This window comes from Nocardia implantans (assembly GCF_035544775.1).
In the GTDB taxonomy this organism is placed as follows: Bacteria; Actinomycetota; Actinomycetes; order Mycobacteriales; family Mycobacteriaceae; genus Nocardia; species Nocardia implantans.
This window is the reverse complement of the sequence record NZ_JAYKYQ010000003.1, coordinates 1-25029: the sequence shown is the minus strand read 5'-3', so window position 1 is coordinate 25029 and position 25029 is coordinate 1. Positions and strand designations below refer to the sequence as shown.

Here is a 25029-nt window from a genome sequence, read left to right as displayed (position 1 = left end):
CGCGGCGGCAGGGCCGCTACGACGACGCCGGCACCGGCTGGTCGCGCTGGAAGACGCTGGCGTCGTCGAGCATGGCCGCGCGCAGCATGGTCTCCGGCACGCCCATGGCCTCCACCAGGGTCAGCGCGTGCGGACGCAGCCGGTCGACCAGTTCGTTCACCCCGCGGCGCACGGTCTTGGCCCGGTCCACCGACATGAACCGGTGCATGATGTACCAGGCCTGGTTCTCCTCGATGGTGGAGTAGACGAACAGGTCGCACATCCAATCGGCGAGTTCGCGCGCGGCCGGATCCTCGATGTCGGAGATTCCTTCGATGAACGCCTCCAGCACCAGCCGGTCGATATGCGCGGCGCCCGCGGCCAGGATGTGGTCCTGGGCGTTGTTGAACGCCTCGAACGGGCCGGTCTCCTCGGCCCTGGCGCGCAGCCGGTGCGCGGCGGTGCGGACCAGGTAGTCCTCACGGTCGGCGAACAATTGCAGCTGCACCACCCGGCGCGACAGGTCGCCCTCGTCGATGGAGTCGTCCCCGCGGTCACGCAGGGTCTGGATCAGTTGACGCACACCGGACCGCTTGCGCACCACGTCACCGGCCATGGTGGCGGCGAAGCGCACCCAGCCCAGCGCGTCCAGGTCGCGCACCTCGTCGGCGTAGGCGGTCAGCAGTTCCTTCGCCACCAACTGGGTCAGCACGACGTTGTCGCCTTCGAAGGTGGTGAAGACATCGGTGTCGGCCTTCAGCGTGACCAGCCGGTTCTCCGTGAGATACCCCGCACCGCCGCACGCCTCGCGGCATTCCTGGATGGCGCGGGTGGCATGCGCGGTCTGCGCGACCTTCAGGCCGGCCGCGCGCTTCTCCAGTGCGCGCTGCGCGCCGGGCTCGAGATTCTGGCCGGTCTGCACCAGGTGCATCCGCCGCACCAGGTCGTTCTGCGCGAACGCGAGCGCGTAGGACTTCGCGACCAATGGCAGCAGGCGGCGCTGATGGCTGCGGTAGTCCAGCAGCACGGTCTCCACCCCGGTGTCGGGGTCGGAGAACTGGCGGCGCTGCAACGCGTAGCGCACCGCGATGCTCAAGGCCACGCGCGCGCCCGCCGCCGCCGCGCCGCCGACACTGACCCGCCCGCGGACCAGCGTGCCGAGCGTGGTGAAGAACCGGCGGCTCGGATTCTCGATCTCCGAGCTGTAGGTGCCGTCCGGCGCGACGTCGGCATAGCGGTTGAGCAGGTTCTCCCGGGGCACGCGCACGTGATCGAAGACGATGCGCCCGTTGTCCACGCCGGGCAAGCCGCCTTTGAGACCGTCGTCGTAGGTGGTCACGCCCGGTAGATCGGCGCCGTTCTCGTCCCGGATCGGCACCAGCAGGCAGTGCACGCCTTTGTTCTCGCCGCGCGTGATGAGCTGCGCGAACACCGCGGCCATCCTGGCGTGTTCGGCCGCGCCGCCGATGTAGTCCTTGCGCGCCGACGGCGTCGGCGAGTGCACCACGAACTCCTCGGTCTCCGGGTCGTAGGTCGCCGTGGTCTCCAGGTTGGCGACGTCGCTGCCGTGCCCGGACTCGGTCATGGCGAAGCAGCCGAGCAGGTCCAGCGAGATCAACCGCTCGATGTACTCCCGGTGCCGTTCGGTGCCGAGGTTCTCCACGGCGCCGCCGAAAAGTCCCCACTGCACACCCGATTTGACCCACAGCGACAGATCCGCGTACGCCAGCATCTCCAGGCCGACCACAGCGGCGCCCGGCTCACTGGTGCCGCCGTTCTCCCTGCGGAAACCGCGTTCGGCGAAACCCATGGTGGAGATCGCCTTCATCTGCTCGAGCACCCGCGCCCGAGCGGCCTTGTAGTCGAGGTAGGGATCGGCGGTGAACTCCTCCCCGGCCAGCAGGGTGCGGGCTTCGTCCCGGACGGCCGCCCATGGGCCGTCGAGTGCCGCGCGAAGGTGGTCCGCCGTCGTTGCCGTGCCGCTAGTCATGTCTCGACGATAGCCCCGTACACGCGCGGCAAACCGTGACGCAGGACAAGTCGGCGCAAGGTCTTGCTCGACCGTTGAACGAGTGTTTAATATACTGAACATGTGTTTAACCAACAGCCCGTTCCGCAAGGATCCGCCGAGGATCTGACCACCGCGGCGCGCATTCGCGATACCGCGATCGAGGTGTTCGGCGAACACGGATTCCAGGTCGGAGTCCGCAAGATCGCCGCAGCCGCCGGCGTCTCCCCCGGTTTGGTCAACCATCACTTCGGTTCCAAGGACGGCCTGCGGGCCGCCTGCGACGATCGGGTGTTGCAGTTGATCCGCGACGAGAAGGTCAAGGCGATCACCGCGTCGTCGGTGAAGGCGGGCATGCTCGATGCCCTGGCCGAGATCGAGTCGTACGCGCCGCTGGTCGCCTACATGGTGCGCAGCCTGCAGGCGGGAGGACCGATGGCGGAATCACTGTTCGAGCACATGGCCGCCGATGCCGAGGGATACATCGAGAAGGCGGTCGAGGCGGGCACGATCAAACCGAGCCGCGATCCGGCGGCACGCGCCCGTTACCTGATGCTGCTCAACGTCGGCGCAACGATGCTGTACATGCAGATGCGCCAGCACCGCGACGAGAAGATCGACTATCGCAAGGCGATTCGCGAGCTCTCCGAAGAACTCACCCCACCAGCCCTGGAGTTCTACACCCAGGGGCTGCTCACCGATCCCACGATCTTGGACACATTCACCAAGGAGAAGTGATGTCCGACATCATCGAAGTCCGCGATCTGCGTAAGACTTTCGGTCACGTCACCGCGCTGGACGGCCTCGACCTCACCGTGGCCGAAGGCGAGATCCACGGCTTCCTCGGCCCCAACGGCGCGGGCAAGTCCACCACCATCCGGGTGCTGCTGGGCATCCTGCGCGCCACGGGCGGGCGAGCCAGGTTGTTCGGCCGCGACCCGTGGGCCGACGCGGTCGCCCTGCACCGCGAATTAGCCTATGTGCCAGGCGATGTCACGCTGTGGCCGTCGCTGTCGGGCGGGGAAACCATCGATCTGCTGTCCCGGATGCGGGGCGGTCTCGACGTGCGGCGGCGCGACGAGCTGATCGAGCGCTTCGATCTCGATCCCCGCAAGAAGGCACGCACCTATTCCAAGGGCAATCGCCAGAAGGTCGCGCTCGTCGCGGCGCTGGCCTCCGACGCGCCGCTGCTGCTGCTCGACGAGCCGACCTCGGGTCTGGACCCGCTGATGGAGCAGGTCTTCCGGGAGTGCGTGCGCGAGGCGCGGGAGCGCGGCGCGACCGTCCTGTTGTCCAGCCACATCCTGTCCGAGGTCGAGGTGCTCTGCGACCGGGTGACCATCATCCGGGCCGGGCGCACGGTGGAGAGCGGGTCGCTGTCGGATCTGCGCCATCTGTCGCGCACGTCGATCACCGCCGAATTGACCGGGGACGCGGGCGATCTGAGCCGCATCCCGGGCGTGGAGGACATCGAACTCGACGACCACACGCTGCGCTGCCAGGTCGACAACGAGCACCTCGGCGAGCTGATCCGGGTGCTCGGCGACGCGGGCGTGCGCAGCCTGACCAGCACGCCGCCCACGCTGGAGGAGCTGTTCCTGCGGCATTACCACGTCGACGGTCACGACGCCGAGTCCGGCGCGGCCACCGGGGAGAAGGTGCGAGCATGACCACCGCCATCGCCGGCCGCGCCGCGGCGGCGCCGGCATTCGGTGTTTCCGGCGACTTCGCGGGCACCGGACGGTTGCTGCGGTTGTATCTGCGGCGCGACCGGATCGTGCTGCCGCTGTGGACGCTGCTGATCGGAGTGATGCCCGCCTTCCAGGTCGTCAGCATCAAGGATCTCTACGACAATCAGGCGTCCCTGGACAGCTTCGCGCGGACCACGGCCGACAGCCCCGCGTTGATCGCCATGTACGGGCCGGTGTTCAGCTCCGCGCTCGGGTCGATCGGCACCTGGAAGGCCGGGGCCATGTACACCATGATCGCCATCGCCACGGTGCTCACGGTGATCCGCCACACCCGCGTCGAGGAGGAGACCGGCCGCGCGGAGCTGGTGGGCGCCACCAGCATCGGCCGCTACGCCGGTCTCACCGCCACCGTGATCATGACCTACGCGGGCGCGGCGCTCGCCGGAGTCGTGTGCGCGCTGTCGCTCTACGGCACCGACCTGCCACTGGGGGGATCGCTTGCCTTCGGCTCCGCCCTCGCGGCGTCGGGCATCGTCTGGGCCGCGGTGGCCGCGGTCGCCGCCCAGGTGAGCTCGGGCGCCAGGGTGGCGCGCGGCGTGGCGTTCGGCGCGCTCGGCGCGGCCTTCGCCCTGCGCGCGGTCGGTGACGCCGGAAACGGCGTGCTGTCCTGGTTGTCCCCCATCGGCTGGTCGCTGCAGATCCGCCCGTACGCCGAGGAACGCTGGTGGGTGCTGCTGCTGTTCGCCGCACTCGCCGTGCTCGCCACCGCCGTCGCCTACGCGTTGCTCGGCAATCGCGACATCGGTTCGGGACTCATCGCCGAGCGTCCGGGGCCGTCCGCGGCGGCGGCGATCCTGTCCGGCCCGTTCGGGCTCGCCTGGCGGTTGCAGCGCGGCACCCTGCTGGCGTGGACGATCGGCTTCGCCCTCTACGGCCTGCTCATCGGCGGCGCGGTGAACAGCGTCGGCGACATGCTCGACGGCAGCGCGTCCATCCGCGACATGGTCACCAGGATGGGCGGCTCACAGCAGTTGCAGCAGTCCTTCATCACCTACGCGATCACGATGCTCGCCGCGGCCGCGTCCGCCTACTCGATCTCCGCCGCCCTGCGGTTGCACGACGAGGAGACCAGCGCCAGGGTCGAAGCCACGCTGTCGGGCGCCGTCGGGCGCGTCCGCTACGCGCTGAGCCACATCGGCTTCGCGCTGCTCGGCCCCGCCGCGGCACTGCTGGTCTCCGGCGTGGCGATCGGCGTCGTCTACGGCGGCACCGGCGGCGACCTCGGCACCAAGCTCGGCCAGTCGCTGGCCGCCGCCGCCGTGCAGGTGCCCGCCGTGTGGGTGGTCACGGGGATCGCGGTCGCGCTCTACGGCGTCGCACCGCGGTTCGCGCCGGTCGCGTGGGGCGTGCTCAGCGCCATGGTGGTGATCTTCTTCGTCGGCTCGCTCGACGGCCTGCCGCACTGGATGCTGGATCTCGTGCCGTTCGTCCACCCGCCGAAGGTGCCCGGCTCCGAATTCCAGGCTCAGCCGCTGCTGTGGCTGCTCGCGCTCGCCGCGACGCTGCTCGCCGTAGGCATCACCGCCTTCCGCCGCCGCGACCTGCGCTGACAGGTCCGGCTCGTGGCCCGCGCGAATCCGCTTCGCGCGGGCCGCTTCCCCGGCCACTGGAAACCTGCACCGACGATCGCGCACCCGAGCCGTCCTCGACGCGGGCACGTTCGCGTCGAGGCCGACGCCAGGGCGGTCGAGCTGCGTAACGCGACGGGACAGGTCGTGCTGCCCATGGCGTTCGAGCTTTCAGCGCGACACGGGCCCAGCCCCCACGATGAGCGACCCGGGCCGCACCCTCACAGTCACGCCGGTGGGCGCGCCCCGAGCGCCTCAACCAGTCCGTCGGCGAGGATGCGCCGGCGTGTCACCCGGCGTGCTCGATCCCCAGCTTCCCCGCCAGGCGGGTGAGATAGGCCCGCACATCCTCCGCGGAACGGTCGGGCAGTCCGAAAACCGCTTCCGTGACCCCGGATCCGGCCCAGCGCGCCAGTTGCGCGGCGTCGTGCCGCCCGGCCAGCGCCACGACCTCGGGGCTGTCGGCGCGTTCTTGCTCGCGCCATACCCGGTGCAGCAGAGCGATCTTCTGGTCCAGGTCGTCCTCGGTGGGTGTGGTGATCCATCCGTCGGCGTGCTTCGCCAGCCAGGTGAAATTCTTCTCGGTGCCCGCCGCGCCGAGCAGGACGGGAATGCGCTTCTGCACCGGCTTCGGCCAGGACCAGCTCGCGCCGAAGGTGACGAACTCGCCGTCGAAGCGGGCCTCCTCTTCGGTCCACAGCGCGCGCATCGCCTCCAGGTGCTCCCGCAGCACCGTCCTGCGCTTGCCCGCCGGCACGCCGTGGTGGGCCAGTTCGTCGGTGTTCCAGCCGAATCCGACACCGAGGCTGACCCGGCCGCCGGAGAGATGATCCAGCGAGGCGATGGTCTTGGCCAACGTGATCGGATGGTGTTCGGCGGGCAGCGCCACCGCGGTGGACAATCCGATGCGCTCGGTCACCGAAGCGGCGGTGCCCAGCGCGACCCACGGGTCCAGGGTCCGCAGATAGCGGTCGTCCGGCAGGCTCGCGTCGCCGGTGCGCGGGTGCGCCGCGGCACGGACCACCGGGATGTGGGTGTGCTCGGGCACATAGAACGTGTCGAATCCGGCACGCTCGGCGGCCACCGCCGCGTCCGCGGGGGTGATGCCCCGATCGCTGGTGAACAACACGATTCCGTACCGCACCGTACGCGCTCCCATCGCCGAAATTAGAACAAGTTCTACCACGGATCGCCGGGGGCACCAAGGGGCCGGGCACAACCGGCGCGCCCGCCGCGACCCGCACGGATGCCGAGAAGTCATCCGATGACTAGGTTCGCCTCCATGAGTCCTGACGCAACTTCCGTAGGCGATCCCACCACCGAACGGGTGGATCACTTCGGCTGGCGTCGCGGGCTTCGCCTGCGGCGCGCCCGGCCGATTCCGGTCGTCACCCAGGCCGTCGGCCTGCTGGTCGCGGACCGGCAGGCGACCGCGGACACCATCGTCACCGCGCCGACGCCGTTGCAGCCGATCGACCTCACCGACGACGCCAGGGTCGCCGAGGTCCTCGACCTCGCGGTCCGGGTCGGCGAAGTGGTGCTGGCCTCAGGCACCGGCGTGGTGGACACCACCACGACGGTGCGGTTCATCGCCGCCACCTACGGGCTGTCCCGTTGCAGCATCGACGTCACCTACGACGCCATCCGCATCTGGGCCGACCGCGGCCCCGCGCTGCCCCCGGCCAGCACGATGCGGATCGTGCACTACCGCGCCCTGGATTTCACCCGGCTCGCCGCCGTGGACCGGCTCACCCGCCGGATTCGCAACGAGGTGGTCCCGCCGCAGCAGGCCCGCGCCGCACTGGACGCGATCACCTCGGCGCCACACCCGTATCACCGGTGGACGGCCACCGCGGCGTGGTCGCTGATGGCGGCGGCGATCGCGGCGCTGCTCGGCGCGGGCGCCCTCGTGGCCGCGGTCAGTTTCGCGACCACCGCGGCGATCGACCGCGCCAATCGCGTCCTCAATCGCTACGGGCTGCCGTTCTTCTTCCAGCACATGGTGGGCGGGGCCATCGCGGCGATCCCGGCCATCGTGCTGGCGAGCCTGGCCGCGCGCCTGCGGATCGACGTCGACCCGACCCTGATCATCGCGGCCGGAATCACCGTGTTGCTCAGTGGATTGCAGCTGGTCGGCTCGGTGCAGGACGCGATAACCGGCGCGCCGATCACCGCAACGGCCCGCATGCTGGAGGTGATGATGATGACCGGCGGCATCATCGCGGGCATCGCGCTCACCCTGCGCATCGCCGATCTCCTCGACGCCACCGTGCCGCCGGTCTATCTGACCTCCTCCCGCGACCTCACCGACCTGCCGGTGAAGATCCTGGCCGGTGCGGTGGCCGCCCTGGCGTTCGCGCTCGCCTGCTACGCCGAACGACGGGCGCTGGCCGCAGCGGCGGGCAGCGGCGCCGCTGGCATCATCTGCTTCCTCGCCATCCAGGAGGCGGGTTTCGGCCCCGTCATCTCCTCCGGCGTCGCGGCGACGCTGGTCGGCCTGGCCGGTGGCCTGATGGCCCGCCGCGCGCTGACACCGCCGCTGGTCGTCGCCGTCGCGGGCATCACTCCGCTGCTTCCCGGCCTCAAGGTCTACCGCGGGCTCTACGCGCTGCTCAACGACGAACTGCTGATCGGGGGCAATCAGCTGCTGTCGGCCTTCGGCATCGGCTGCGCGCTCGCGGCGGGCGTCACCCTCGGCGAATGGTGCGACCGCACCGTGCGCAGACCGCGGATACTGCGCCGGTTCGGCTCGCTGCGCCGCCCGATCGTGCGGCGCCGCCGCCGTTCGGCGCCGGCGCAGTGAGCCGCGAGGCGCATGCGCGCCGAACGCCCGCCCGGTAACCTCATATCGAACTGGTCAGGGCGCCGCGATCGGGCGGCGCCCCGGTGTGAGGTGAGGTGGTTCGGACATGTCGGAAGCAGTGCCGTTCTCGACGCAGATCCGCACCGCCACCGCGCAACAGCATGCGGAGGCGGAGAACTCCCGCTTCATGAGCGACATGCTCGGCGGATCGCTCGGTGTCGACTCGTATCACCGCTACACCGGTCAGCTCTGGTTCATCTATCGCGCGCTCGAACAGCGGTGGGCCACGCTGGCCGACGACCCGGTGGCCGGGCCGTTCATCCGGCCCGAGCTGGCCCGCACCGCCGAACTCGAGCGCGACCTCACGCATCTGCTCGGTCCCGGCTGGCGAACCGGCCTGGAACCGTTGCCGGCCACCGCCGCCTACGCCGAACGCATCGACGAGTGCGCGCGCGAGTGGCCCGCCGGGTACATCGCCCATCACTACACCCGTTATCTCGGCGACCTGTCCGGTGGGCAGGTCATCCGCGGCACCGCGGAGAAGCTGTGGAACCTGCCCCATCGCGGCGACGGAGTCCGCTTCTACGTCTTCGACGGCGTGGGTAATCCGGCGGCGTTCAAGCGGGAATACCGCGGCCTGCTCGACCAGCTGGACCTCGACGACCTGGAACGCCGCCGCGTGCTCGACGAGGGCAAGCGCGCTTTCGCGATGAACACCGCGGTCTTCGAGGAACTCGCCGAACAGTTCCCGGACGCGCAGTAGCCGGACCGGCACGGCGCATCCCCTTGTGCCGCGCCGCATTTCGGCCGTCGTGCGCGAACGCCGCCGCCGTGGGACAGTCATGGTATGAGAGCGCGCCGTCGCATCGCCGTGATTCTTGCCGGTCTCGCCGGCGCCGGTCTGGTAGGGGGTTGCGGCACGACGTCCGATCCCGGCAGTGGTCCCGGCCCGTCGACGGTCGCCGGGATCGTGCCCCTGATCTCGACGAACGACCTGCGCGGGGCGCAACCGGACGAGGTGCACCTGTTCGGCTTCAACGACCTGCACGGGAATCTGCAGCCGCCGAGCGGATCCAACGGCAAGATCGCGCACTACGAGGCGGGCGGAGCCGCGTACCTCGCCACCCATCTCGCCCGGCTGAAGGCGGCGTATCCGTCCAGCGCCGTGCTGGCGGCCGGGGACAACATCGGGGCCAGTCCGCTGATCTCCAGCCTGTTCCACGACGAGCCGACGATCGACTTCCTCGATCACGTGGGAGTGGCCGCGTCCGCGGTCGGCAATCACGAATTCGACGACGGCGTACTGGAATTGGCGCGCTTGCAGCGCGGCGGGTGCGCCTACGACGGATGTTCTCCCGGCGCCCCGTTCACCGGCGCGAAGTTTCCCTATCTGGCGGCGAACGTCACCGACGCGCAGGGCAACCTGCCGCCCGCGCTGCGTCCGTGGACCATGCTGGAGGTGGGCGGCCACCGCATCGGCGTAGTCGGCACGGTCACGCCCGAAACCGCGAGTATCGTGCTGCCCGAAGGGATCCGGGGCTTCCACTTCGGCGACGAAGCCGCCGCGATCAACCGCTACGTGCCGGAGCTGAAGGCGGCGGGCGCCGAGGCGATCGTGGCGCTGGTGCACGACGGCGGTTCCCAGCGGCCAGAGCGGGACGCGGCGCTGGACTACAACGGTTGCGCGAACGTCACGCCGAACGTCACGGGACTGGCCGAGCGCATCGACCCCGCGGTCCGGACGGTCTTCACCGCGCACAGCCACCAGCCCTACGTGTGCACCATCGGCGGCAAGGTGATCACCCAGGCGGCCTCGTACGGGCGGCTCATCACCGATGTCACGCTGCGTTTCGGCAGCGACGGCGTGCACGCCTCGGCGGTCAACCGCGTGGTCACCCGCGAGGTGACGCCCGACGCGGAGACCACCGCGCTGATCGATTTCTACACCGAACAGTCGCGCCCGCGCGCGGGCCGCGTGGTCGGCGCGACCGCGACCACTCTCCCGCACGATCCGGCGCCTGCGGGCACCTCACCACTGGGCGATGTGATCGCCGATTCCATGCTGTCGGTCACGGCGGGTCCGTCCGCCGCCGTCGCCGCCTTCATGAACCCCGGCGGCGTGCGCGCGGACCTGAAGCAGGGACAGGTCACTTACGGCGACCTCTTCACCGTCCAACCGTTCGGCAACCAGGTCGTCACGCTCACGCTGACCGGCAGCCAGCTCCTGCGCCTGCTGGAACAGCAGTGGAACGACTCCGGCAGAGCGACGATCCTCTCTCCGGCGGGGATCGGCTACGCCTACTCCGCCACCGCCCCCGCGGGCGCGAAGGTGATCGCGGACAGCGTCCGCATCGCGGGCCGGCCGCTCGACCCGGTCGCCACCTATCGCATCACGACCAACAACTTCCTGGCCTCGGGGGGCGACGGATTCACCGTCTTCACCGAGGGCACCGATACCGCGGTGGGCCCGACCGACCTGGACGCCCTCGAGACGTTCCTGCGCGACAAGCCTCCACTGCAGACGCCGCCCGCCCGCGTCGAGAAGAAGTAGCGGCACCGGACGCCATCTATTTGCTGGACACCCGACCAGAATCCGGGTAACTGGAAATCTTTGTAACACATACCGTTTGACCTGCGCAGACGGGTGATCAGTCCCACATGGTGAACGGCTCATGATCGCTTGCCGGGGTCGAGAGCGGTCGATTACTCTTCAGTAATAAGTCAGGACGAAGGTGTTCCTACTTTCGGCCCGACGTCTGTCGCTGGGGGCCGAATCACGCTGTCCGCATCCATTGCCGCATGCCGGATGACTTGTGCGACAACAAGGTTCGAGTGAACAGCAGGAGAGTGCGATGGCCACTTACATCGTGACGGGCGGAACCGGATTCCTCGGCAGGCGGGTTGTGCAAGACCTGCTCGACCACGACGCGGAAGCGATCGTCCACGTGCTGGTGCGTGAGACGTCGCTGGGGAAGTTCACCGATATCGCCTCGGGCTGGCGCGGCGCCGAACGGGTCTACGCCCTGATCGGCGATCTCACCGCCGAAGGACTCGGCTTGGCGTGCGAGGCGCCGCAGGCCGACCACATCGTTCACCTCGGCGCCGTCTACGACATGACGGCCGACGAGGACACCGCGCACGCCGCGAACGTCACCGGCACGCGTTCGGTGCTGGCCCTGGCCGCCGAACTGGGCGCGGTGCTGCACCACGTGTCCTCCGTGGCGGTGGCGGGCGACCACAAGGGCAAGTTCTTCGAGGAGGACTTCGACCTCGGGCAGCAGCTGACCTCGCCGTACCACCGCACCAAGTTCGCCGCCGAGAAGCTGGTCCGCGAGTCGCGCGGGGTGCGCTGGCGGGTCTATCGGCCCGCGATCATCGTGGGCGATTCCCGCACCGGCGAGATGGACAAGATCGACGGCCCCTACTACTTCTTCGGCGCGATCGCGCGGCTGGCCACGCTGCCGTCCGATCTGCCGTTGCCGCTGCCCGATCTCGGCGCGACCAATATCGTTCCGGTCGATTACGTTTCGGCCGCCATGGGAGAACTGATCCGCCGCCCCGGCCTGGACGGACGGACCTTCCACCTGGTCAACCCGGAACCGCAGCCGTTCGCGGAGGTGTACCGCGCGCTCGCCGCGGCGGCGGGCGCCCCGACCGGCCTGGGCACGGTGCCCGGCAGCGGCTTGGCCCTCAGCGGCCTCGCACACATCCCCGGCGTCACCACCGTGCGCGATTTCCTGCTCGAACAGGTGGGCATCCCCGCCGAAGTCGCTCCGCACACCTCGTTCTCCGCGGAGTTCATCAGCGACTCCACCCGCGCCCAGCTGCGCGGCGCCGGTCTGACCGTGCCGTCGTTCGACAGCTACGCCGAGCGGTTGTGGCAGTACTGGCGCGATCACCTCGACCCGCAGCGCGGCCGCGTGTCGGTCACCGGCGACCCGCTCGCCGGACGGATCGTGCTCATCACCGGCGCGTCCTCCGGGATCGGTCTGGCCACCGCGCACGCGGTCGCCCGGCGCGGCGCCACGGTCCTCATGGTCGCGCGCGGGCACGACGACCTCGCGGCCGCCGCCGAGGCGGTGCGCGGGGAAGGCGGTGTCGCGCATACCTATCCGTGCGACATCACCGACTCCGAAGCGGTCGAGAAGCTGGTGCAGTGCGTCCTCGACGACCACGGCCACGTCGACTACCTGGTGAACAACGCGGGCCGCTCGATCCGCCGCTCCGTGCTCAATTCGACCGACCGGATGCACGATTTCGAGCGCACCATGGCGGTGAACTACTTCGGCGCCGTGCGGTTGATCCTCGGACTGCTGCCGTCGATGCGGGCGCGCCGCTTCGGGCACGTGGTCAACATCTCCTCGATCGCGGTGCAGACCAAGGTGCCCCGGTTCGCCGCCTACGTGGCGAGCAAGTCGGCGCTGGACAACTTCAGCGAGATCGCGGCGGTGGAGAACCGGGATGCCGGGATCACGTTCACCTCGGTGCGGATGCCGCTGGTGCGGACCCCGATGATCGCGCCGACCGACCTGTACCGCGCGCTTCCGGTGCCGGATCCGGATCAGGCCGCCGCGATCGTGGTGCGCGCGCTCGAGGACCGGCCGCATCGCATCGACACGCCGGTCGGCACCTTCGCCCAGGCGGTCGAATTGCTGATGCCGTCGGTGAAGCGGCAGATCATGCACCAGGGTTTCCGGTTGTTCGGGGAGTCCCGCGCGGCGCGCGGCGACTCGCACGACCGTCCGGCCGAGTCGTCGCCCGCCACCGAGGCGTCCGGCGGCCCGCTGTCCGCGCTGGCTCCGGTGATCATGCCGCTCATGGCGCTGCCAAGGCCCGCGGCGCGCGTCGCGCGGGTCGTTCCGGGTCTGCAGTGGTAGCCGCGCACAGCTGAGGGTGGGGCCGGGTTCGAACCGGTCCCACCCTGTCGTTCCGGGATGTCACACCCGGTCCACCGCGAACGCCACGGCGGGCCGCATGGCCCACCGGTAGTCCGTGTGCGCAGCCGGACGGATGCCGCCTTCACACACCGGATCGCCGCTCGCGCAGTAGTTTCCGGTCCGCCAGGCGTATGGGTCCGGCACGTTCCAGCCGATCAGCCGGATCGGGTCGCCGAACAGCAGCACCGCGGCCACCCGGGATTCCAGATCCGCGGGCAGTGTGTGGATGCCACCGAGCACCGTCACGATGCCGGTGCCGAGCACCCCGTGGGTGACGACGGCGCCTTGCGAGAAGCCGACCAGGATGAACCGCTGGTCGGGGCACCTCGCCGCCTGCCAGATCACGTGAGCGGTCATGTCCTGGGTGCCGCGGCTGATGGAGGACGGGTCGAGCAGGTCGGCGGGGTAGTCCACCCGATAGGCCTGCGAATCGATCGGAAGCGTCTGCCACAGTGCGTCGTAGAGCGGGTCGCCCACCACCGAACCCAGATATCCGGGTTCATGGGTGCCTCTCGCGACGACGACGTCGACCGCCGCGCAGGACGCCGCCCATGCGTGCATGCCCGTCGCGGCCCCGAACGCCGCTGCGAGCAGTAGCACGGCGAATGCCCTTGCCACACGCCACTTCTCGAACTGGATTACCTTCCGGTTGGCCATCGTGCTCACCTACTCACGCCGTTGTGAGACAGCCGAGCGACACTTGTCAGTGACAATTACTCGGCTATATCCGCGAAGGTAGGAACGGCTTCGCCGGTCGTCAAGCAACTCCATCCGACCGATACGGAGTCAGCGCCGAATCGTGTTCTACGGGACGAGAACTGCCGCTCCGGCGAATCGTCCGCGCGCGAGGTCGGCGAGCGCCCGATCGGCCATGTCCAGGGAATACCCGTGCGTGGTCAGATGTATCCGGTGTTCGCCCGCGAAAGCCAGGAATTCGCGAGCGTCCGCGCGGGTATTCGCGGTCACCGAGCGAATCTCCCGTTCCTGGAACAGATGCCGCTGGTAGTTCAATGCGGGAATGTCGCTGAGATGGATACCGGCGACGGCGAGGACTCCGCCCCGATCGAGCGCCGCGAGCGCGGGCGGCACCAGTTCACCGACGGGCGCGAACAGGATCGCCGAATCCAGCGGCACCGGAGGGGGATCCGCCGCCCCCTGCACGGAGGCCGCACCCAGCGCGGCGGCCAGCTCCCGCGCCGCCGGGTCCCTGGTCATCACGTGCACCTGCGCTCCGCGTGCGGCGGCCACCTGAGCGGCGATGTGGGCGCTGCCGCCGAAACCGTAGATGCCCAGCCGCCCGCCCGGCGGCACCGCGGCCCGTAGCAGCGCGCGGTACCCGATGATGCCCGCGCACAACAGCGGAGCGGTGTCGGCGTCGGAGTACCCGGCGGGCAGGCGCAGTGCGTATGCCGCTGGGACACAAGCAAATTCGGCGTAACCGCCGTCGGCATCCCAGCCGGTGTAGGCCGAATGCGGACAGAGGTTCTCCGCTCCGCGCAGGCAGAACTTGCACTCCCCGCACGTGTGCCGCAGCCAGGCGATGCCCACCCGGTCCCCCACCGCGAAGCCCTCCCCCTCCGCGGCCGGCCCGAGCGCGGCCACCTCGCCGACGACCTCGTGCCCCGGCACCACCCCGGGGCGGTGCACCGGAAGGTCGCCTTCGGCCACATGCAAGTCGGTCCGGCACACTCCGCAGGCCAGCACACGCACCAGCAGCTCCCCGGGACCGGGTTCGGGGACGGGTGCGCGCTGCGCGTCCAGCGGCCCGCTCTCGATCGCACCGGGCCTGCGCACCCGCCAGCAGCGCATCGCGGGCGCATCGCTGCGAACTTCGCTCATCGGATCACCTCGCACCGATCGGATCGACACGGATGGGGCACCCCGGCGGTAGCCAGCGCCGGAATCACCCTACTCGGGAAATACGGCACGCAGCCCGACGACCTCTGATACATTCCTGTATCGAGTACATTCCTGTATCCAATGCACCCGAACGAGGAGGTGCCCGATGACGTCCGACGCCGCGCAGGCCGCGCCGGCCCGGGTCACCCGCCGCCGCGCCGAAACCAGGAACCGGCTGCTCACCGCCGCCTACGAGGCGTTCGCCGAGGAGGGCTTCGGCCGCGCCACCGTGGAGCGGGTGTGTGAGCGCGCCGGATTCACCCGCGGAGCGTTCTACTCGAACTTCAGCTCGCTGGACGAGTTGTTCCTGGCCATGTGGGAGCAGCGCTCCACCGCGATGCTCACGCAGGCGAGCGCCATCCTGGACGAGATCGCGGCCGAGGGCACCGACGACATCCGCGCCGCGGTCCAGCGGCTGGAACGCGCGGTGCCGGTCGATGAGGGCTGGTACCGGATCACGGCCGAATTCACCGCGCACGCCCTGCGCACCCCCGCGCTGCGCCGAGTGATGGCCGCCCGCGAGGAGGCCATCGTCGCAGCCCTCATGCCGACGATCGTCGCTGCGCTCGCCCGCGGCGGCCGCATCGTGCCCGATCCGGAGGCATTCGGGCAAGCGCTCATCGCCGTGCACGACGGCACCAGCGTGCAGGTGCTGATGGAGCCGGACAACCAGGCCGTGCGCGAGCGCCGCACCGAACTCTTCCACCACGTCGTGCTGGCCTACAGCACCGCAACCGAAGGATGAACATGTCCCACAGCAGCCCCGAAGTGGACGTCCTCGTCGTCGGCGCCGGGCTGGCCGGCCTGGTCGCCACGCACGAACTGGTCAAGGCCGGCCGCACGGTGCACGTGCTGGACCAGGAGAACCGCAACAATCTCGGCGGCCAGGCGTTCTGGTCGCTGGGCGGGCTCTTCTTCGTCGACAGCCCGGAGCAGCGGCGTCTCGGCATCGAGGACTCCTACGAGCTGGCCCTGCAGGACTGGCTCGGCTCGGCCGGGTTCGACCGCGACGACGAGGACAAATGGGCCCGGCAGTGGGCGCAGGCGTACGTGCGGTTCGCCGCCACCGAGAAGCGGGACTATCTGCGCGAACTCGGCCTGCGCGTGACGCCGCTGGTCGGCTGGGCCGAACGCGGCGGCGCGGGCGCCGACGGGCACGGCAACTCGGTGCCGCGCTTCCACCTCACCTGGGGCACCGGCCCGGAGGTGGTGCGGGTCTTCGCCGAGCCGGTGCTCGAGGGCGAGCGGCGCGGGCTGGTCCGCTTCGGTTTCCGCCACCGGGTGGACGAATTGATCGTCGAGGACGGCGCGGTGATCGGCGTGCGCGGCGCCGTGCTGGAGGACACCGATCTGGAACGCGGCCGCGCCTCGTCCAGGACCGAAGTCGGCGGGTTCGAGTTGCGCGCCAAGGCCGTGATCGTGGCTTCCGGCGGAATCGGCCACAACCACGAGCTGATCCGGCGCAACTGGCCCACCGAGCGACTGGGCCCGTGCCCGGAGACCATGATCTCCGGCGTGCCCGCGCACGTCGACGGCCGGATGCTCGCCATCACCGAGGCCGCTGGCGGCGCCATCGTCAACCGGGATCGCATGTGGCACTACACCGAGGGCATCGTCAACTGGGACCCGATCTGGCCCGACCACGCCATCCGGATCATCCCCGGGCCGTCCTCGCTGTGGTTCGACGCCAACGGCAAGCGCCTGCCCGCGCCGTGTTTTCCCGGATTCGATACGAACACGACCATGAAGGAGATCCTGAAGACGGGTTACGACTACTCCTGGTTCGTGCTCACCCAGTCGATCATCGAGAAGGAGTTCGCGCTGTCGGGCTCCGAGCAGAACCCGGACATCACCGGCAAGGACCTCAAGCTCACCCTGAAGAGCCGCGTCGCCAAGGGCGCGCCGGGCCCGGTGGAGGCGTTCAAGCGGCACGGTGCCGATTTCGTCGTCGCGGACACGCTGCGCGAGCTGGTCGAGGGCATGAACAAGATCGCGCGCGGACCCCAGCTCGACTACGACGACCTGGAACGCCAGATCATCGCGCGCGACCGGGAACTGGCGAACAAATACGGCAAGGACAGCCAGCTCATGGCGATCGCCAACGCGCGCCGGTACCTCGGCGACCGGGCGGGCCGGGTCGCCAAACCCCACCGCATCCTCGATCCCGCCGCGGGCCCGCTGATCGCCGTGCGGCTCAACATCCTCACCCGCAAGACTTTGGGCGGCCTGCAGACGGACCTGGATTCGCAGGTGGTCCGGCCGGACGGCACGGTGTTCCCCGGCCTGTACGCCGCGGGTGAGGTCGCCGGATTCGGCGGCGGCGGGGTGCACGGCTACAACGCGCTCGAGGGCACCTTTCTCGGGGGGTGCATCTTCTCCGGCCGGGCCGCAGGGCGCGCGCTCGCCGCGAAACTGGCCTGATCGGCCTATCGCCGGCAGCCGGACGCGACCGTGACGGGCCCCGTCGCGGTCGCGAGCGACGGCGACGACGCGAAAGACGGCGCGCCCGAATAGAGCCGGGTACCCGCCGGATACCGGCCCGGTTCCACCACCACCTCGGCGATCTCGGCCTCGTTACCGAAGACGTCCGTCACGCGCGCGGTGAACGGGCCGGGGCCAGCACCGGAGATGGTCCAATAGTTGTCCCCTCGGCGGGTGAGCTGTCGCCACGGGCCGCCATCGGCTGGGCGAACAGCCGCTTCGCGCAACGGATTCCCGGTGCCGCCGAACAGGATGCCGAACCAGGACGCGGAGGAATCCGGTTGTACCTCGTAGGTCAACTCCTGCGCCGGTTGCGGGTCGCGGACCAAGCGGTAGCCGACCCGCGCCACGCCGTCGCGCGGATCGGCGATCCGCTCGAACGCCGCCGCGCTCAGATCCAGTTGCCCCGGAGCGCATGCCGGGCAGTGGTCGACCACCATCGCCCGGACCGACCCGCGTGGACCCGCGATGTCCAGATAGGCCCCGCAGAGGTCGGCGCGCCCGTAGCCGGGAGTGGACAGCCCGGCATAGTAGCCGTCGGGCGGCAGCGCACGGAACGAGCACGAGACCTGTCTGCCGAACACGTAGTAGCGCGCCTCGGCGGACATATCCGGCCCGATCGGCGCGAAAGTCACCGCGGACACCGGGAATCGGGACGGTGCGGACACCTCGTCGAGCGGACGCGCGGCGCCGCAGGTCGGCGCCGACGGCCGCACCAGCCAGACGACCACCGCGAGGGTGGCCAGCGCTCCTGCGGCAAACCATAGCCATTCGGCACGGAATGGTCGCTCCTGGATCGGTACCCGGTGCATCGCTCCCCCGGCTCCGGCTCGGCTGCTCACGGACTTTCCATCCTGACCTCACCAGGAAAGCAGCCCGGCCGCCGCCGCGCACGGCGAACGAAAATTATCCGCAGTGAAAGGCAGGCGATTCAGCAAGTGCGCCGCTAATTCCGGCCATTCCACTCAGCGACGGCAGCCGCGGATCGGAAATGATCCGGGCGTGGCCCGTGCGCACCGGAGCAGGCCCCCTTCACCGCCTGTATCGAGGGCAGAGGGTTCGCGCTGCCTCACGGGCGATCTCGGCCAGCGCACGAGCCAGCCGCGCGGTGTCCGGCGCCGCCACGTCGGCGCAGGCCCGGCTCGACAGCGACACCGCGGCCACCGCCGCGCCGCGACCGCGAATCGGCACGGCCACGCACGTGATGCCGGGCACGGATTCCTCGTTGTCGACGGCGACGCCCTGGCGGTTGCGGATGCGGCCGAGTTCGCGATGCAGTTCGGAGCGGTCGGCGAGCGTGCGGGCGGTCAACTGGGGCAGGCGATCCCGGAAGGACGCCTCCACGATGCTCGGGTCCAGCGTCGCCAGCAGCGCCTTGCCGAGGGCGGTGCTGTGCGCCGGCATCCGGCCGCCGAGCCGGGTGGGCACGCTCGCGGCGATCCGGCCGCCGATCTTGTCCAGGTACAGCACATCGTGGCCGTCCAGAACGCCGAGGTGGCCGACCATGCCGGTCTGCAGGCACACGTCGTGCAGCAGCGGACTCACCGCGTCGCGGATCTCGTTGTGGTCGGCGGCGAGGCCGCCCAACTCCAGTGTGCGCAGGCCGAGACGGTAACCGCCGGGCGCGTGCGCCAGCCAGCGCAACCGGACCAATTGATCGAGGATGCGATGCACGGTCGAGCGCGGCAGCCCGGTGCGCTCGGACAGTTCGACGAGGGTGAGCGTCGGCGTAGCGCCGTCGAACGCCTCCAGAATCAGCGTCATCCGCTCGATCATCGATACCGGAGGCGGGCTCGGTCGTGCTGCCGATCCTGATCCGTACGGTAACTCCCCCGGCTCGGGATCGGTCATCACCTCGACCGTCATTGCCAACAACCTCCACGCGTGCTCGCGTAGAGCTTAGAGGGCACTAAGCGGACCCGTGCCCGGAATCAGCCTGGGCGAACAGCCACTCGCGGGTGTTCCGCTCGGCCAGCAGCGGCAAGAAACCGACCACGGTGGCGTGGTCGGCGACCTGGTCGTAGGAGGCCTGGAGATGGTCCTCGATCGCGGCTTCGCTGACGACGCCGCCGAATTCGTTCTCCAAGCGCCGCGCGGCAGCTTTCAGCGCGAGTTCCTGATCGAGGGCGGTTTCCTGGCTCGGCTGGTGGGTGGCGGGACGGTCGGTCATCGCGAATTCCCCTGGTCGTGACGAGATCGGGCACCTCGGCGCTGCCGTGACCGCACGGCAACGCCCGTCCCACGAATACCCGGTCGTGCCGGCTCGACACCCTCGGCCGAAATCCACCAAAATAGAACACGTTCTTGTCTGTGGAAGCTGCGCGTGCCAGGCTCGACAGATGGATCTCGACGCCATCGAAGCCGTCCGCCAGCTGAAGTATCGCTACTTCCGCACCCTCGACCTCAAAGAGTGGGACGAGTTCGCCGACACCCTCGCCGCGGACGCGCAGGGGCGCTACGGCACGCACGCCATGGGCGAGCCGCTACAGCTCGACGGCCGTTCGGCCATCACCGCGTTCATGCGGGAGAACCTCGGGCCCTCGCTGGTCACGGTCCATATCGCCAACCACCCCGAGATCGTCGTCGACGGCGCGACGGCCACCGGATCCTGGGCGTTCGAGGACACCGTGATCGCCACCGAGTACGGGGTGCTGATCCGGGGGGCCGGCTACTACACCGACACCTACCGCCGCGACGCCGACGGCAAGTGGCGCATCGCCTCCACGGCCTACCGGCGCGTCTACGAATCCATGCAGTCGCTGTCGGACACACCCAGCTTCCACCTGCTGTCCAACATGTGGGCGCCGGACAAGTGACGGGCGCACCGGGCGCCACCCGATAGTCGCGCGAAATCGGTCCACTATCCGCCCGGTGGCGCTGGACGGTCCCGCGCCGCCCGGCGGATGCTGCCACCATGCCCTCGCTAGCGCCTGACGAGTTCACTCCCGAGATCACCTATCTGAACACCGCCTCCTTCGGTCTGCCGTCCGCCCGCGCCCTTGCCGCGGTGCGCGATGCCAGCGCGAGCTGGGCGACCGGCCGCAACGGGCCGACCTCCCAGGTGGACCTGCTGGTACCCGACCTGCGCGCGGGGTTCGCCCGGCTGCTCGACGGCGCTACCGCCGACGACATAGCGCTCGGCAGCGGTGTCGCGGGGCTGATCGCGCCCGTGGCCGCGGCACTGCCACCCGGCGCGGAGGTGCTGCTGCCGGAAGGCGAATTCGCCTCGGTGTCCATGCCTTTCGTCTACCGGGGCGACCTGGCCGTGCGGTTCGCGCCCTTGGCGGAGCTGGCCGCCCAGGTGCGGCCGGAGACCGCGCTGGTGGCGGTGAGCGTCGTGCAATCCGCGGACGGCCGGGTCACCGATCTCGCCGAACTGCGCGCGGTCACCCGAGCCAACGGCGCGCGCCTGCTCGTGGACGCCACCCAGGCCGCGGGCTGGCTGCCACTGCGCTTCGCCGACGCGGACTATTGGGTCTGCGCCAGCTTCAAATGGCTGATCGGCGCGCGCAGCGTCGCGTTCCTGGCCACGCCGCCCGAACTCGTCCCGCAGCTGCGCCCGATCGGCTCCAGCTGGTATGCCGCCGAGGACCGCTGGGCGGAGCTCTACCGCCCCAGCGCGCTACCCGCGACGGCACGGCGTTTCGACACGACGCCCGACTGGCTCGGCGTCGTGGCCGCGCTGGCAGGGTTGTCGCTGATCGAAGAACTCACCGTCGACAAGATCGGCGCACACGACCTGGAACTCGCCGACGATTTCCGAGCGGGACTGCGCGCACTGGGTTTCGAGCCGGTCGATGCGCGCTCGCCGATCGTCTCCGTTCCTGGCGCGGGCGATCTGGCGGCCCGGCTCGAACAGGCGGAGGTGGTCGCCTCGGCCCGTGGCGGCGGTCTGCGGTTCGCCTTCCATTTCTACAACAGCGCCGAAGATGTCGAACGGGCGCTGTCCGCACTGCGCGCCGGGTAGATCCCGCCGCCTGCTGCCCGACCGGGACCACCGGGGGCAGACCCGAGCACGGTAGGCCGGTGGGTCCGCAACCGCATCTCGACTGCGGACCCGCGACTGGAGCTCGCGGATGAGGTCGAGCGGGCACTGCTCCCGCGAGCCTGTCAGCTCCAGCGCGTGACCGCGGTCCGATCGGCCGCAGCGGGTCTGGCAAAAACACTCTGCTGCGCGCGCTGGCCGAAGGCTGAGGTCGAGCGGGGACTGCTCGTGCCGAGAGCCGGCCTACTGTGCTCGGTCCGTCCTGGTCCTGATCGGTCGAGCAGCAGTCAGGCGCTGGGACTGATGGGCTTGCGGGAGCAGAGCAGTGCCGGTTCCGAAGCCGTCCGGCAGATCCAGTGTTGGACCCGCGACCGAGGGTGCGGTTGCGGGTCCCCCGGTCTACCGTGCTCGGGTCCGCCCTGATCCTGATGTCAGTCCCCGTGGCGGCCGCGACCGCCGGGCGGGTCGGGACCGGCGGCGCGGCATGCCTTGAAGCCCCGCCGCCGGTCGCGGACCGCCGAACCGCCGCCCCGAATCAGTTGGGAACCCGATCGAGCCGGAACCTCCGCGCAGCCGACGCGGCGATCACCGGCCAGGGCGGTGCGCGGGAGCGGTGATCAGCGGGAGATCCAGCGCGGTGCGGATTCCGGCGGGTGCCGCGACCACCGCGGGAATGGCGTTGACGATGCGCAGGCCGGTCGCCAGGACGGTCGCGTAGTTGTGATCCCCGTTGCGGCTCGAGGTCACCAGGTCCAGCGCGTAATTCGGCTCGCCCGTGATCTCGACGCGGTAGGAGCCCTCCGGGTCCGCCGGCTGCGGCCAGTCGGGACACAGGTCGGGGCGCAGCCGGGTCACGTGCTCGAGCACCGTGACGGGCGTGTCCCCGACCATGCCCCTGACTTCGAAGCGCAGCGCCGCCGCGGTGCCCTCGGCGATGTGCCCGGTCGCGATGTCGAACGACTCCGGCGCGGGGATGCGCTCGTAGGTCTGCGTGACGGCGTCGAGGGTGACCCCGATCCCGGCCGCGAGCTGACGAACCGTGCCGCCCCAGGCGAGCGACAGCACGCCGGGTTGCAACAGCATGGGCGTCTCGTCCATGGGCTTGCCGAAGCCCATGATGTCGAACATGACCGCGCGATTGTCGTAGCTGGCGTAGTCCACGATCTCCAGACAGCGCAGCTGGTCGATGCGCAGACAGGTCCCCGCGAGCGCGAGCGGCAGCAGGTCGTTGGCGAAACCTGGGTCGATGCCGTTCACCCACAGCGACGAATTGCCCTGCCCTGCCGCCTCTTCCACCGGCTTCAGCAGCTCGTCGGGCAGCACACCGTAGGGATACTGGAAGAACACGGGGGCACACGCGACGACATTGATCCCCGCGGCAAGGATGCGCTGCAGATCCTGCACGGCCTCGAAGAGCCGGTTGTCGGTCATGCTGCAGTAGACGACGCAGTCCGGACGCGACGCGAGCAACGCGTCCGCGTCGGTCGTCGCGGTGACTCCCACCGGATGATCCAGCCCCGCGAGCGTTCCGGCATCCGTGCCGCTTTTGGCGGGACCGGACACCCACACGCCGGTCAATTCCAGTTCGGGATGGGCGATCACGCCGGCCAGGGCATGCCTGCCCACATTGCCGGTGCCCCATTGCACTACGCGATATGTCATGTCACAGGTCCGGGATCGGGAGGTCGAGGTTGGGAACGATCAAGCCTCCGTCCGGCTCGAGAATCTTGCCGGTGAGGTACTTGCCCGCGGGCGACACCAGATAGAGCGCGGCCGCGGCGATGTCCTCGGGTTCGCCGATCCGGTGCAGCGGCGTTTTCGACTCCAACTCCGCCCGCATGGCGTCGTTCGCGGCGACCACCTCCAGCGCGGAGGTCAGGATGGAGCCCGGCGCGATGGCGTTGACCCGGATACGCGGATTCAGATCGAGGGCGGCGAGTTTGGTGTAGTGGGCGAGAGCGGCCTTGGCGGTGCCGTATGCCGCGAACGCACGTCCTGGCAGCCGCCCCATCGTGGACGTGATGTTGAGAATCGACCCGCCACCTGCTGTTTCGAGCATGCGCGGCACCGCCGCCCTGACCAGGGCGTGCGCGTTGGTGACATTGAATTCGAAGGCTTCCGTCAATGCCTGCGGCGTCGTGTCCAACAGCGGGCACGGCAGCGCGCCGCCCACGTTGTTGACCACGATGTCCAATCGCCCGAAGCGTTCGACAGCCGCCCCGGCGAGCGCCGCCGTGACCTCGGCGTCGCTCAGATCCGCGGGCACCACGTGCGCCTGCCGTCCGGCGGCGGCGACCCGCTCGGCAACCTCGTCGAGCTGGCTCTTGGTGCGGGCGGCGATGACGACATCCGCGCCCGCCTCCGCGAAAGCGACCGCGATAGCCGCGCCCAGGCCACGACCCGCGCCGGTGACTATGGCGACCTGATCATCGATGCGGAACCGATCCAGAATCATTGGCGCTCCCTACCCGTCGAACTGACGAATATTCGACAGTCTGTGATCTAATATTCGTCATCGTAGGTCGCTCACCCGAGCCGGGACAAGAGGTTGCCGCCATGCCGGACCGATCCGCGTCGCCGCCGACGCGTCGCGTCGTCGATATCGTGTCGCTGCTGGCGACTTCCGGGGAGCCGATCAGCGTCGCAGGCATCGCCGAACGGCTGGGCATAGCCCGCGCGACCGCGACCGCGATCCTGGCCGAATTGGATACGGCCGGTTGGGTCGTGCGCGATCCGGCGCGCGGTTACGGCATCGGTCCGGCTCTGGTGGGATTGCACGGGGCCGCGCTTCCCCATGACGTGGGCGAACTTCTCGCCGGCCTGGCCGCCCGGACCGGTTACGGCGCCACGTTCAGCCGCATCGAACCGGATCGGCTCACCGTGCTCGACGTCCGGCACGGCGTCGACCGAGTGGTGCCGGGAATCCCGGTGGGACATCGCATTCCGCTGCAATTCCCCGCCGGGGCCAGTGTGATGCCGTGGCGTCCGGCGAATGAGCAGAACACCTGGCTGGGCACTGCCACCGGGGCGGATCAGCGTATGGCGGGTGCGCTGCTGGCGTTGGTGCACGAACGCGGGGTCGCGGTGTTCCGGCCGCGCGCGGATGATGCGGGCATGGTCGATCTTCTCGCCGATCTGCTCGGCGCGGTCGGATCCGAATTGCTTCGACCGCATCTGCGTACTCGCGCTCTTCGCCAGCTCGCCGCGCTCACGTCCCGGCCTTTCACGCGGGCGGAATTGGATTCGGACGACATATTGCCGCTGAGTTATCTCGCGGCCCCGGTTTTCGACGCGAGCGGCACCGCGGCCTACGAAATTCAGCTGGGACCGCTGCGTGCCGCGACGACGCGCGTGGAACGCGACGAATTCATCGATGCGACGCGCGGCACGGCAGCCGAATTGACGACCGCGCTCACCGCCGGCCGGCATGGCAAGTAATTCCTGGAATTTTCCAGAAACGACGAAAGGCCCTCGACTGTGTCGAGGGCCTTTCGTGAAAGGATGTTCCGGCGGTGTCCTACTCTCCCACACCCTGTCGAGTGCAGTACCATCGGCGCTGGCAGGCTTAGCTTCCGGGTTCGGAATGGGACCGGGCGTTTCCCCACCGCTATGACCGCC

The 25029-nt window shown here is 69.7% G+C and carries 21 protein-coding genes and 1 rRNA gene; 12 read left to right on the top strand and 10 right to left on the bottom strand.

Features of this window, described 5'->3' with window-relative positions; all coding sequences use genetic code 11:
* Nucleotides 1-16: 16 nt before the first annotated feature.
* Nucleotides 17-1969, bottom strand: coding sequence for an acyl-CoA dehydrogenase family protein (locus tag U3653_RS07945; RefSeq protein ID WP_195078987.1), 1953 nt, complete (start codon nucleotides 1967-1969; stop codon nucleotides 17-19).
* A gap of 102 nt (nucleotides 1970-2071) precedes the next feature.
* On the opposite strand from U3653_RS07945, the gene U3653_RS07940 reads away from it, so the two are divergent.
* Genes U3653_RS07940 through U3653_RS07930 form a run of 3 tightly spaced genes read left to right on the top strand, consistent with a single transcriptional unit; the run spans nucleotide 2072 to nucleotide 5288 of the window.
* Nucleotides 2072-2725 carry a TetR/AcrR family transcriptional regulator gene (locus U3653_RS07940; protein WP_195047157.1) on the top strand — a complete coding sequence of 218 codons (654 nt, stop codon included), beginning with the start codon at nucleotides 2072-2074 and terminating at the stop codon, nucleotides 2723-2725.
* Complete coding sequence (locus U3653_RS07935) at nucleotides 2725-3657, top strand: ABC transporter ATP-binding protein (RefSeq protein ID WP_195078986.1); 933 nt, start codon at nucleotides 2725-2727, stop codon at nucleotides 3655-3657. Before U3653_RS07940 ends, U3653_RS07935 begins: the two co-directional genes overlap by 1 nt.
* A complete protein-coding gene (locus U3653_RS07930; protein ID WP_195078985.1) occupies nucleotides 3654-5288 on the top strand; it encodes an ABC transporter permease in 1635 nt (544 codons plus the stop codon). The genes U3653_RS07935 and U3653_RS07930 overlap by 4 nt, the downstream gene beginning before the upstream one ends.
* Before the next feature lie 307 nt (nucleotides 5289-5595).
* Here the strand turns inward: U3653_RS07930 and U3653_RS07925 are convergent, their stop codons facing one another.
* A complete protein-coding gene (locus U3653_RS07925) occupies nucleotides 5596-6450 on the bottom strand; it encodes an LLM class F420-dependent oxidoreductase (protein WP_195079412.1) in 855 nt (284 codons plus the stop codon).
* A 138-nt stretch (nucleotides 6451-6588) separates the two neighbouring features.
* Between U3653_RS07925 and U3653_RS07920 the strand changes: the two genes are divergently transcribed.
* From U3653_RS07920 to U3653_RS07905, 4 genes are all read left to right on the top strand, one after another.
* Nucleotides 6589-8109 (top strand): threonine/serine exporter family protein, encoded by a 1521-nt coding sequence (locus tag U3653_RS07920; protein WP_195078984.1) that lies wholly within the window; start codon nucleotides 6589-6591, stop codon nucleotides 8107-8109.
* Between the two features lie 106 nt (nucleotides 8110-8215).
* Nucleotides 8216-8872 (top strand): biliverdin-producing heme oxygenase, encoded by a 657-nt coding sequence (locus tag U3653_RS07915; protein ID WP_195078983.1) that lies wholly within the window; start codon nucleotides 8216-8218, stop codon nucleotides 8870-8872.
* 84 nt (nucleotides 8873-8956) lie between these two features.
* Nucleotides 8957-10660 carry a bifunctional metallophosphatase/5'-nucleotidase gene (locus U3653_RS07910; protein ID WP_195078982.1) on the top strand — a complete coding sequence of 568 codons (1704 nt, stop codon included), beginning with the start codon at nucleotides 8957-8959 and terminating at the stop codon, nucleotides 10658-10660.
* 301 nt (nucleotides 10661-10961) lie between these two features.
* Nucleotides 10962-12986, top strand: a complete 2025-nt coding sequence (locus tag U3653_RS07905; RefSeq protein WP_195078981.1) for an SDR family oxidoreductase — start codon at nucleotides 10962-10964, stop codon at nucleotides 12984-12986.
* Between the two features lie 60 nt (nucleotides 12987-13046).
* Here U3653_RS07905 and U3653_RS07900 read toward each other — a convergent pair whose 3' ends face one another.
* Both U3653_RS07900 and U3653_RS07895 read right to left on the bottom strand, forming a co-directional pair.
* Entirely contained in the window at nucleotides 13047-13703 is a 657-nt protein-coding gene (locus tag U3653_RS07900; protein WP_195078980.1) for a cutinase family protein, read from the bottom strand.
* Nucleotides 13704-13850: 147 nt separating this feature from the next.
* On the bottom strand, nucleotides 13851-14855 hold the full coding sequence (locus U3653_RS07895; RefSeq protein ID WP_195079411.1) for a zinc-binding alcohol dehydrogenase family protein: 1005 nt from the start codon (nucleotides 14853-14855) through the stop codon (nucleotides 13851-13853).
* 196 nt (nucleotides 14856-15051) lie between these two features.
* Between U3653_RS07895 and U3653_RS07890 the strand changes: the two genes are divergently transcribed.
* Both U3653_RS07890 and U3653_RS07885 read left to right on the top strand, forming a co-directional pair.
* Complete coding sequence (locus U3653_RS07890; RefSeq protein ID WP_195078979.1) at nucleotides 15052-15690, top strand: TetR/AcrR family transcriptional regulator; 639 nt, start codon at nucleotides 15052-15054, stop codon at nucleotides 15688-15690.
* Complete coding sequence (locus U3653_RS07885; protein WP_195078978.1) at nucleotides 15687-17366, top strand: FAD-binding dehydrogenase; 1680 nt, start codon at nucleotides 15687-15689, stop codon at nucleotides 17364-17366. The genes U3653_RS07890 and U3653_RS07885 overlap by 4 nt, the downstream gene beginning before the upstream one ends.
* A gap of 5 nt (nucleotides 17367-17371) precedes the next feature.
* Here U3653_RS07885 and U3653_RS07880 read toward each other — a convergent pair whose 3' ends face one another.
* The 3 genes from U3653_RS07880 to U3653_RS07870 all read right to left on the bottom strand — a co-directional run bounded on the left by U3653_RS07880 (nucleotide 17372) and on the right by U3653_RS07870 (nucleotide 19596).
* Nucleotides 17372-18268: an expansin EXLX1 family cellulose-binding protein gene (locus U3653_RS07880; protein WP_195078977.1), complete on the bottom strand. Its 897-nt coding sequence runs from the start codon at nucleotides 18266-18268 to the stop codon at nucleotides 17372-17374.
* A gap of 190 nt (nucleotides 18269-18458) precedes the next feature.
* Nucleotides 18459-19190 (bottom strand): IclR family transcriptional regulator, encoded by a 732-nt coding sequence (locus tag U3653_RS07875; protein WP_323124104.1) that lies wholly within the window; start codon nucleotides 19188-19190, stop codon nucleotides 18459-18461.
* A gap of 145 nt (nucleotides 19191-19335) precedes the next feature.
* Nucleotides 19336-19596, bottom strand: coding sequence for a three-helix bundle dimerization domain-containing protein (locus tag U3653_RS07870; RefSeq protein ID WP_195078975.1), 261 nt, complete (start codon nucleotides 19594-19596; stop codon nucleotides 19336-19338).
* Between the two features lie 169 nt (nucleotides 19597-19765).
* Here U3653_RS07870 and U3653_RS07865 point away from each other — a divergent pair, with 169 nt between their 5' ends.
* On the top strand, nucleotides 19766-20242 hold the full coding sequence (locus U3653_RS07865; RefSeq protein WP_195078974.1) for a nuclear transport factor 2 family protein: 477 nt from the start codon (nucleotides 19766-19768) through the stop codon (nucleotides 20240-20242).
* 98 nt (nucleotides 20243-20340) lie between these two features.
* Nucleotides 20341-21393 carry an aminotransferase class V-fold PLP-dependent enzyme gene (locus U3653_RS07860; RefSeq protein ID WP_195078973.1) on the top strand — a complete coding sequence of 351 codons (1053 nt, stop codon included), beginning with the start codon at nucleotides 20341-20343 and terminating at the stop codon, nucleotides 21391-21393.
* Nucleotides 21394-21996: 603 nt separating this feature from the next.
* Here U3653_RS07860 and U3653_RS07855 read toward each other — a convergent pair.
* Both U3653_RS07855 and U3653_RS07850 read right to left on the bottom strand, forming a co-directional pair.
* Nucleotides 21997-23073 (bottom strand): NAD(P)H-dependent amine dehydrogenase family protein, encoded by a 1077-nt coding sequence (locus U3653_RS07855; protein ID WP_195078972.1) that lies wholly within the window; start codon nucleotides 23071-23073, stop codon nucleotides 21997-21999.
* 1 nt (nucleotide 23074) lies between these two features.
* Entirely contained in the window at nucleotides 23075-23866 is a 792-nt protein-coding gene (locus tag U3653_RS07850; protein ID WP_195078971.1) for an SDR family oxidoreductase, read from the bottom strand.
* On the opposite strand from U3653_RS07850, the gene U3653_RS07845 reads away from it, so the two are divergent.
* Entirely contained in the window at nucleotides 23866-24849 is a 984-nt protein-coding gene (locus U3653_RS07845) for a helix-turn-helix domain-containing protein (RefSeq protein ID WP_323124105.1), read from the top strand. The two genes, U3653_RS07850 and U3653_RS07845, sit on opposite strands and share 1 nt — an antisense overlap.
* A 66-nt stretch (nucleotides 24850-24915) precedes the next feature.
* Here the strand turns inward: U3653_RS07845 and rrf are convergent.
* Nucleotides 24916-25029, bottom strand: a 5S ribosomal RNA gene (gene rrf, locus U3653_RS07840); the annotation flags it as partial.

Coding starts and splice junctions, on each gene's coding strand:
- U3653_RS07945 (WP_195078987.1), bottom strand. CDS start 1,969: ATGACTAGCGGCACGGCAACGACGGCGGACCACCTTCGCGCGGCACTC.
- U3653_RS07935 (WP_195078986.1), top strand. CDS start 2,725: ATGTCCGACATCATCGAAGTCCGCGATCTGCGTAAGACTTTCGGTCAC.
- U3653_RS07930 (WP_195078985.1), top strand. CDS start 3,654: ATGACCACCGCCATCGCCGGCCGCGCCGCGGCGGCGCCGGCATTCGGT.
- U3653_RS07920 (WP_195078984.1), top strand. CDS start 6,589: ATGAGTCCTGACGCAACTTCCGTAGGCGATCCCACCACCGAACGGGTG.
- U3653_RS07915 (WP_195078983.1), top strand. CDS start 8,216: ATGTCGGAAGCAGTGCCGTTCTCGACGCAGATCCGCACCGCCACCGCG.
- U3653_RS07910 (WP_195078982.1), top strand. CDS start 8,957: ATGAGAGCGCGCCGTCGCATCGCCGTGATTCTTGCCGGTCTCGCCGGC.
- U3653_RS07905 (WP_195078981.1), top strand. CDS start 10,962: ATGGCCACTTACATCGTGACGGGCGGAACCGGATTCCTCGGCAGGCGG.
- U3653_RS07900 (WP_195078980.1), bottom strand. CDS start 13,703: ATGGCCAACCGGAAGGTAATCCAGTTCGAGAAGTGGCGTGTGGCAAGG.
- U3653_RS07895 (WP_195079411.1), bottom strand. CDS start 14,855: ATGCGCTGCTGGCGGGTGCGCAGGCCCGGTGCGATCGAGAGCGGGCCG.
- U3653_RS07890 (WP_195078979.1), top strand. CDS start 15,052: ATGACGTCCGACGCCGCGCAGGCCGCGCCGGCCCGGGTCACCCGCCGC.
- U3653_RS07885 (WP_195078978.1), top strand. CDS start 15,687: ATGAACATGTCCCACAGCAGCCCCGAAGTGGACGTCCTCGTCGTCGGC.
- U3653_RS07875 (WP_323124104.1), bottom strand. CDS start 19,190: ATGACGCTGATTCTGGAGGCGTTCGACGGCGCTACGCCGACGCTCACC.
- U3653_RS07870 (WP_195078975.1), bottom strand. CDS start 19,596: ATGACCGACCGTCCCGCCACCCACCAGCCGAGCCAGGAAACCGCCCTC.
- U3653_RS07865 (WP_195078974.1), top strand. CDS start 19,766: ATGGATCTCGACGCCATCGAAGCCGTCCGCCAGCTGAAGTATCGCTAC.
- U3653_RS07860 (WP_195078973.1), top strand. CDS start 20,341: ATGCCCTCGCTAGCGCCTGACGAGTTCACTCCCGAGATCACCTATCTG.
- U3653_RS07855 (WP_195078972.1), bottom strand. CDS start 23,073: ATGACATATCGCGTAGTGCAATGGGGCACCGGCAATGTGGGCAGGCAT.
- U3653_RS07850 (WP_195078971.1), bottom strand. CDS start 23,866: ATGATTCTGGATCGGTTCCGCATCGATGATCAGGTCGCCATAGTCACC.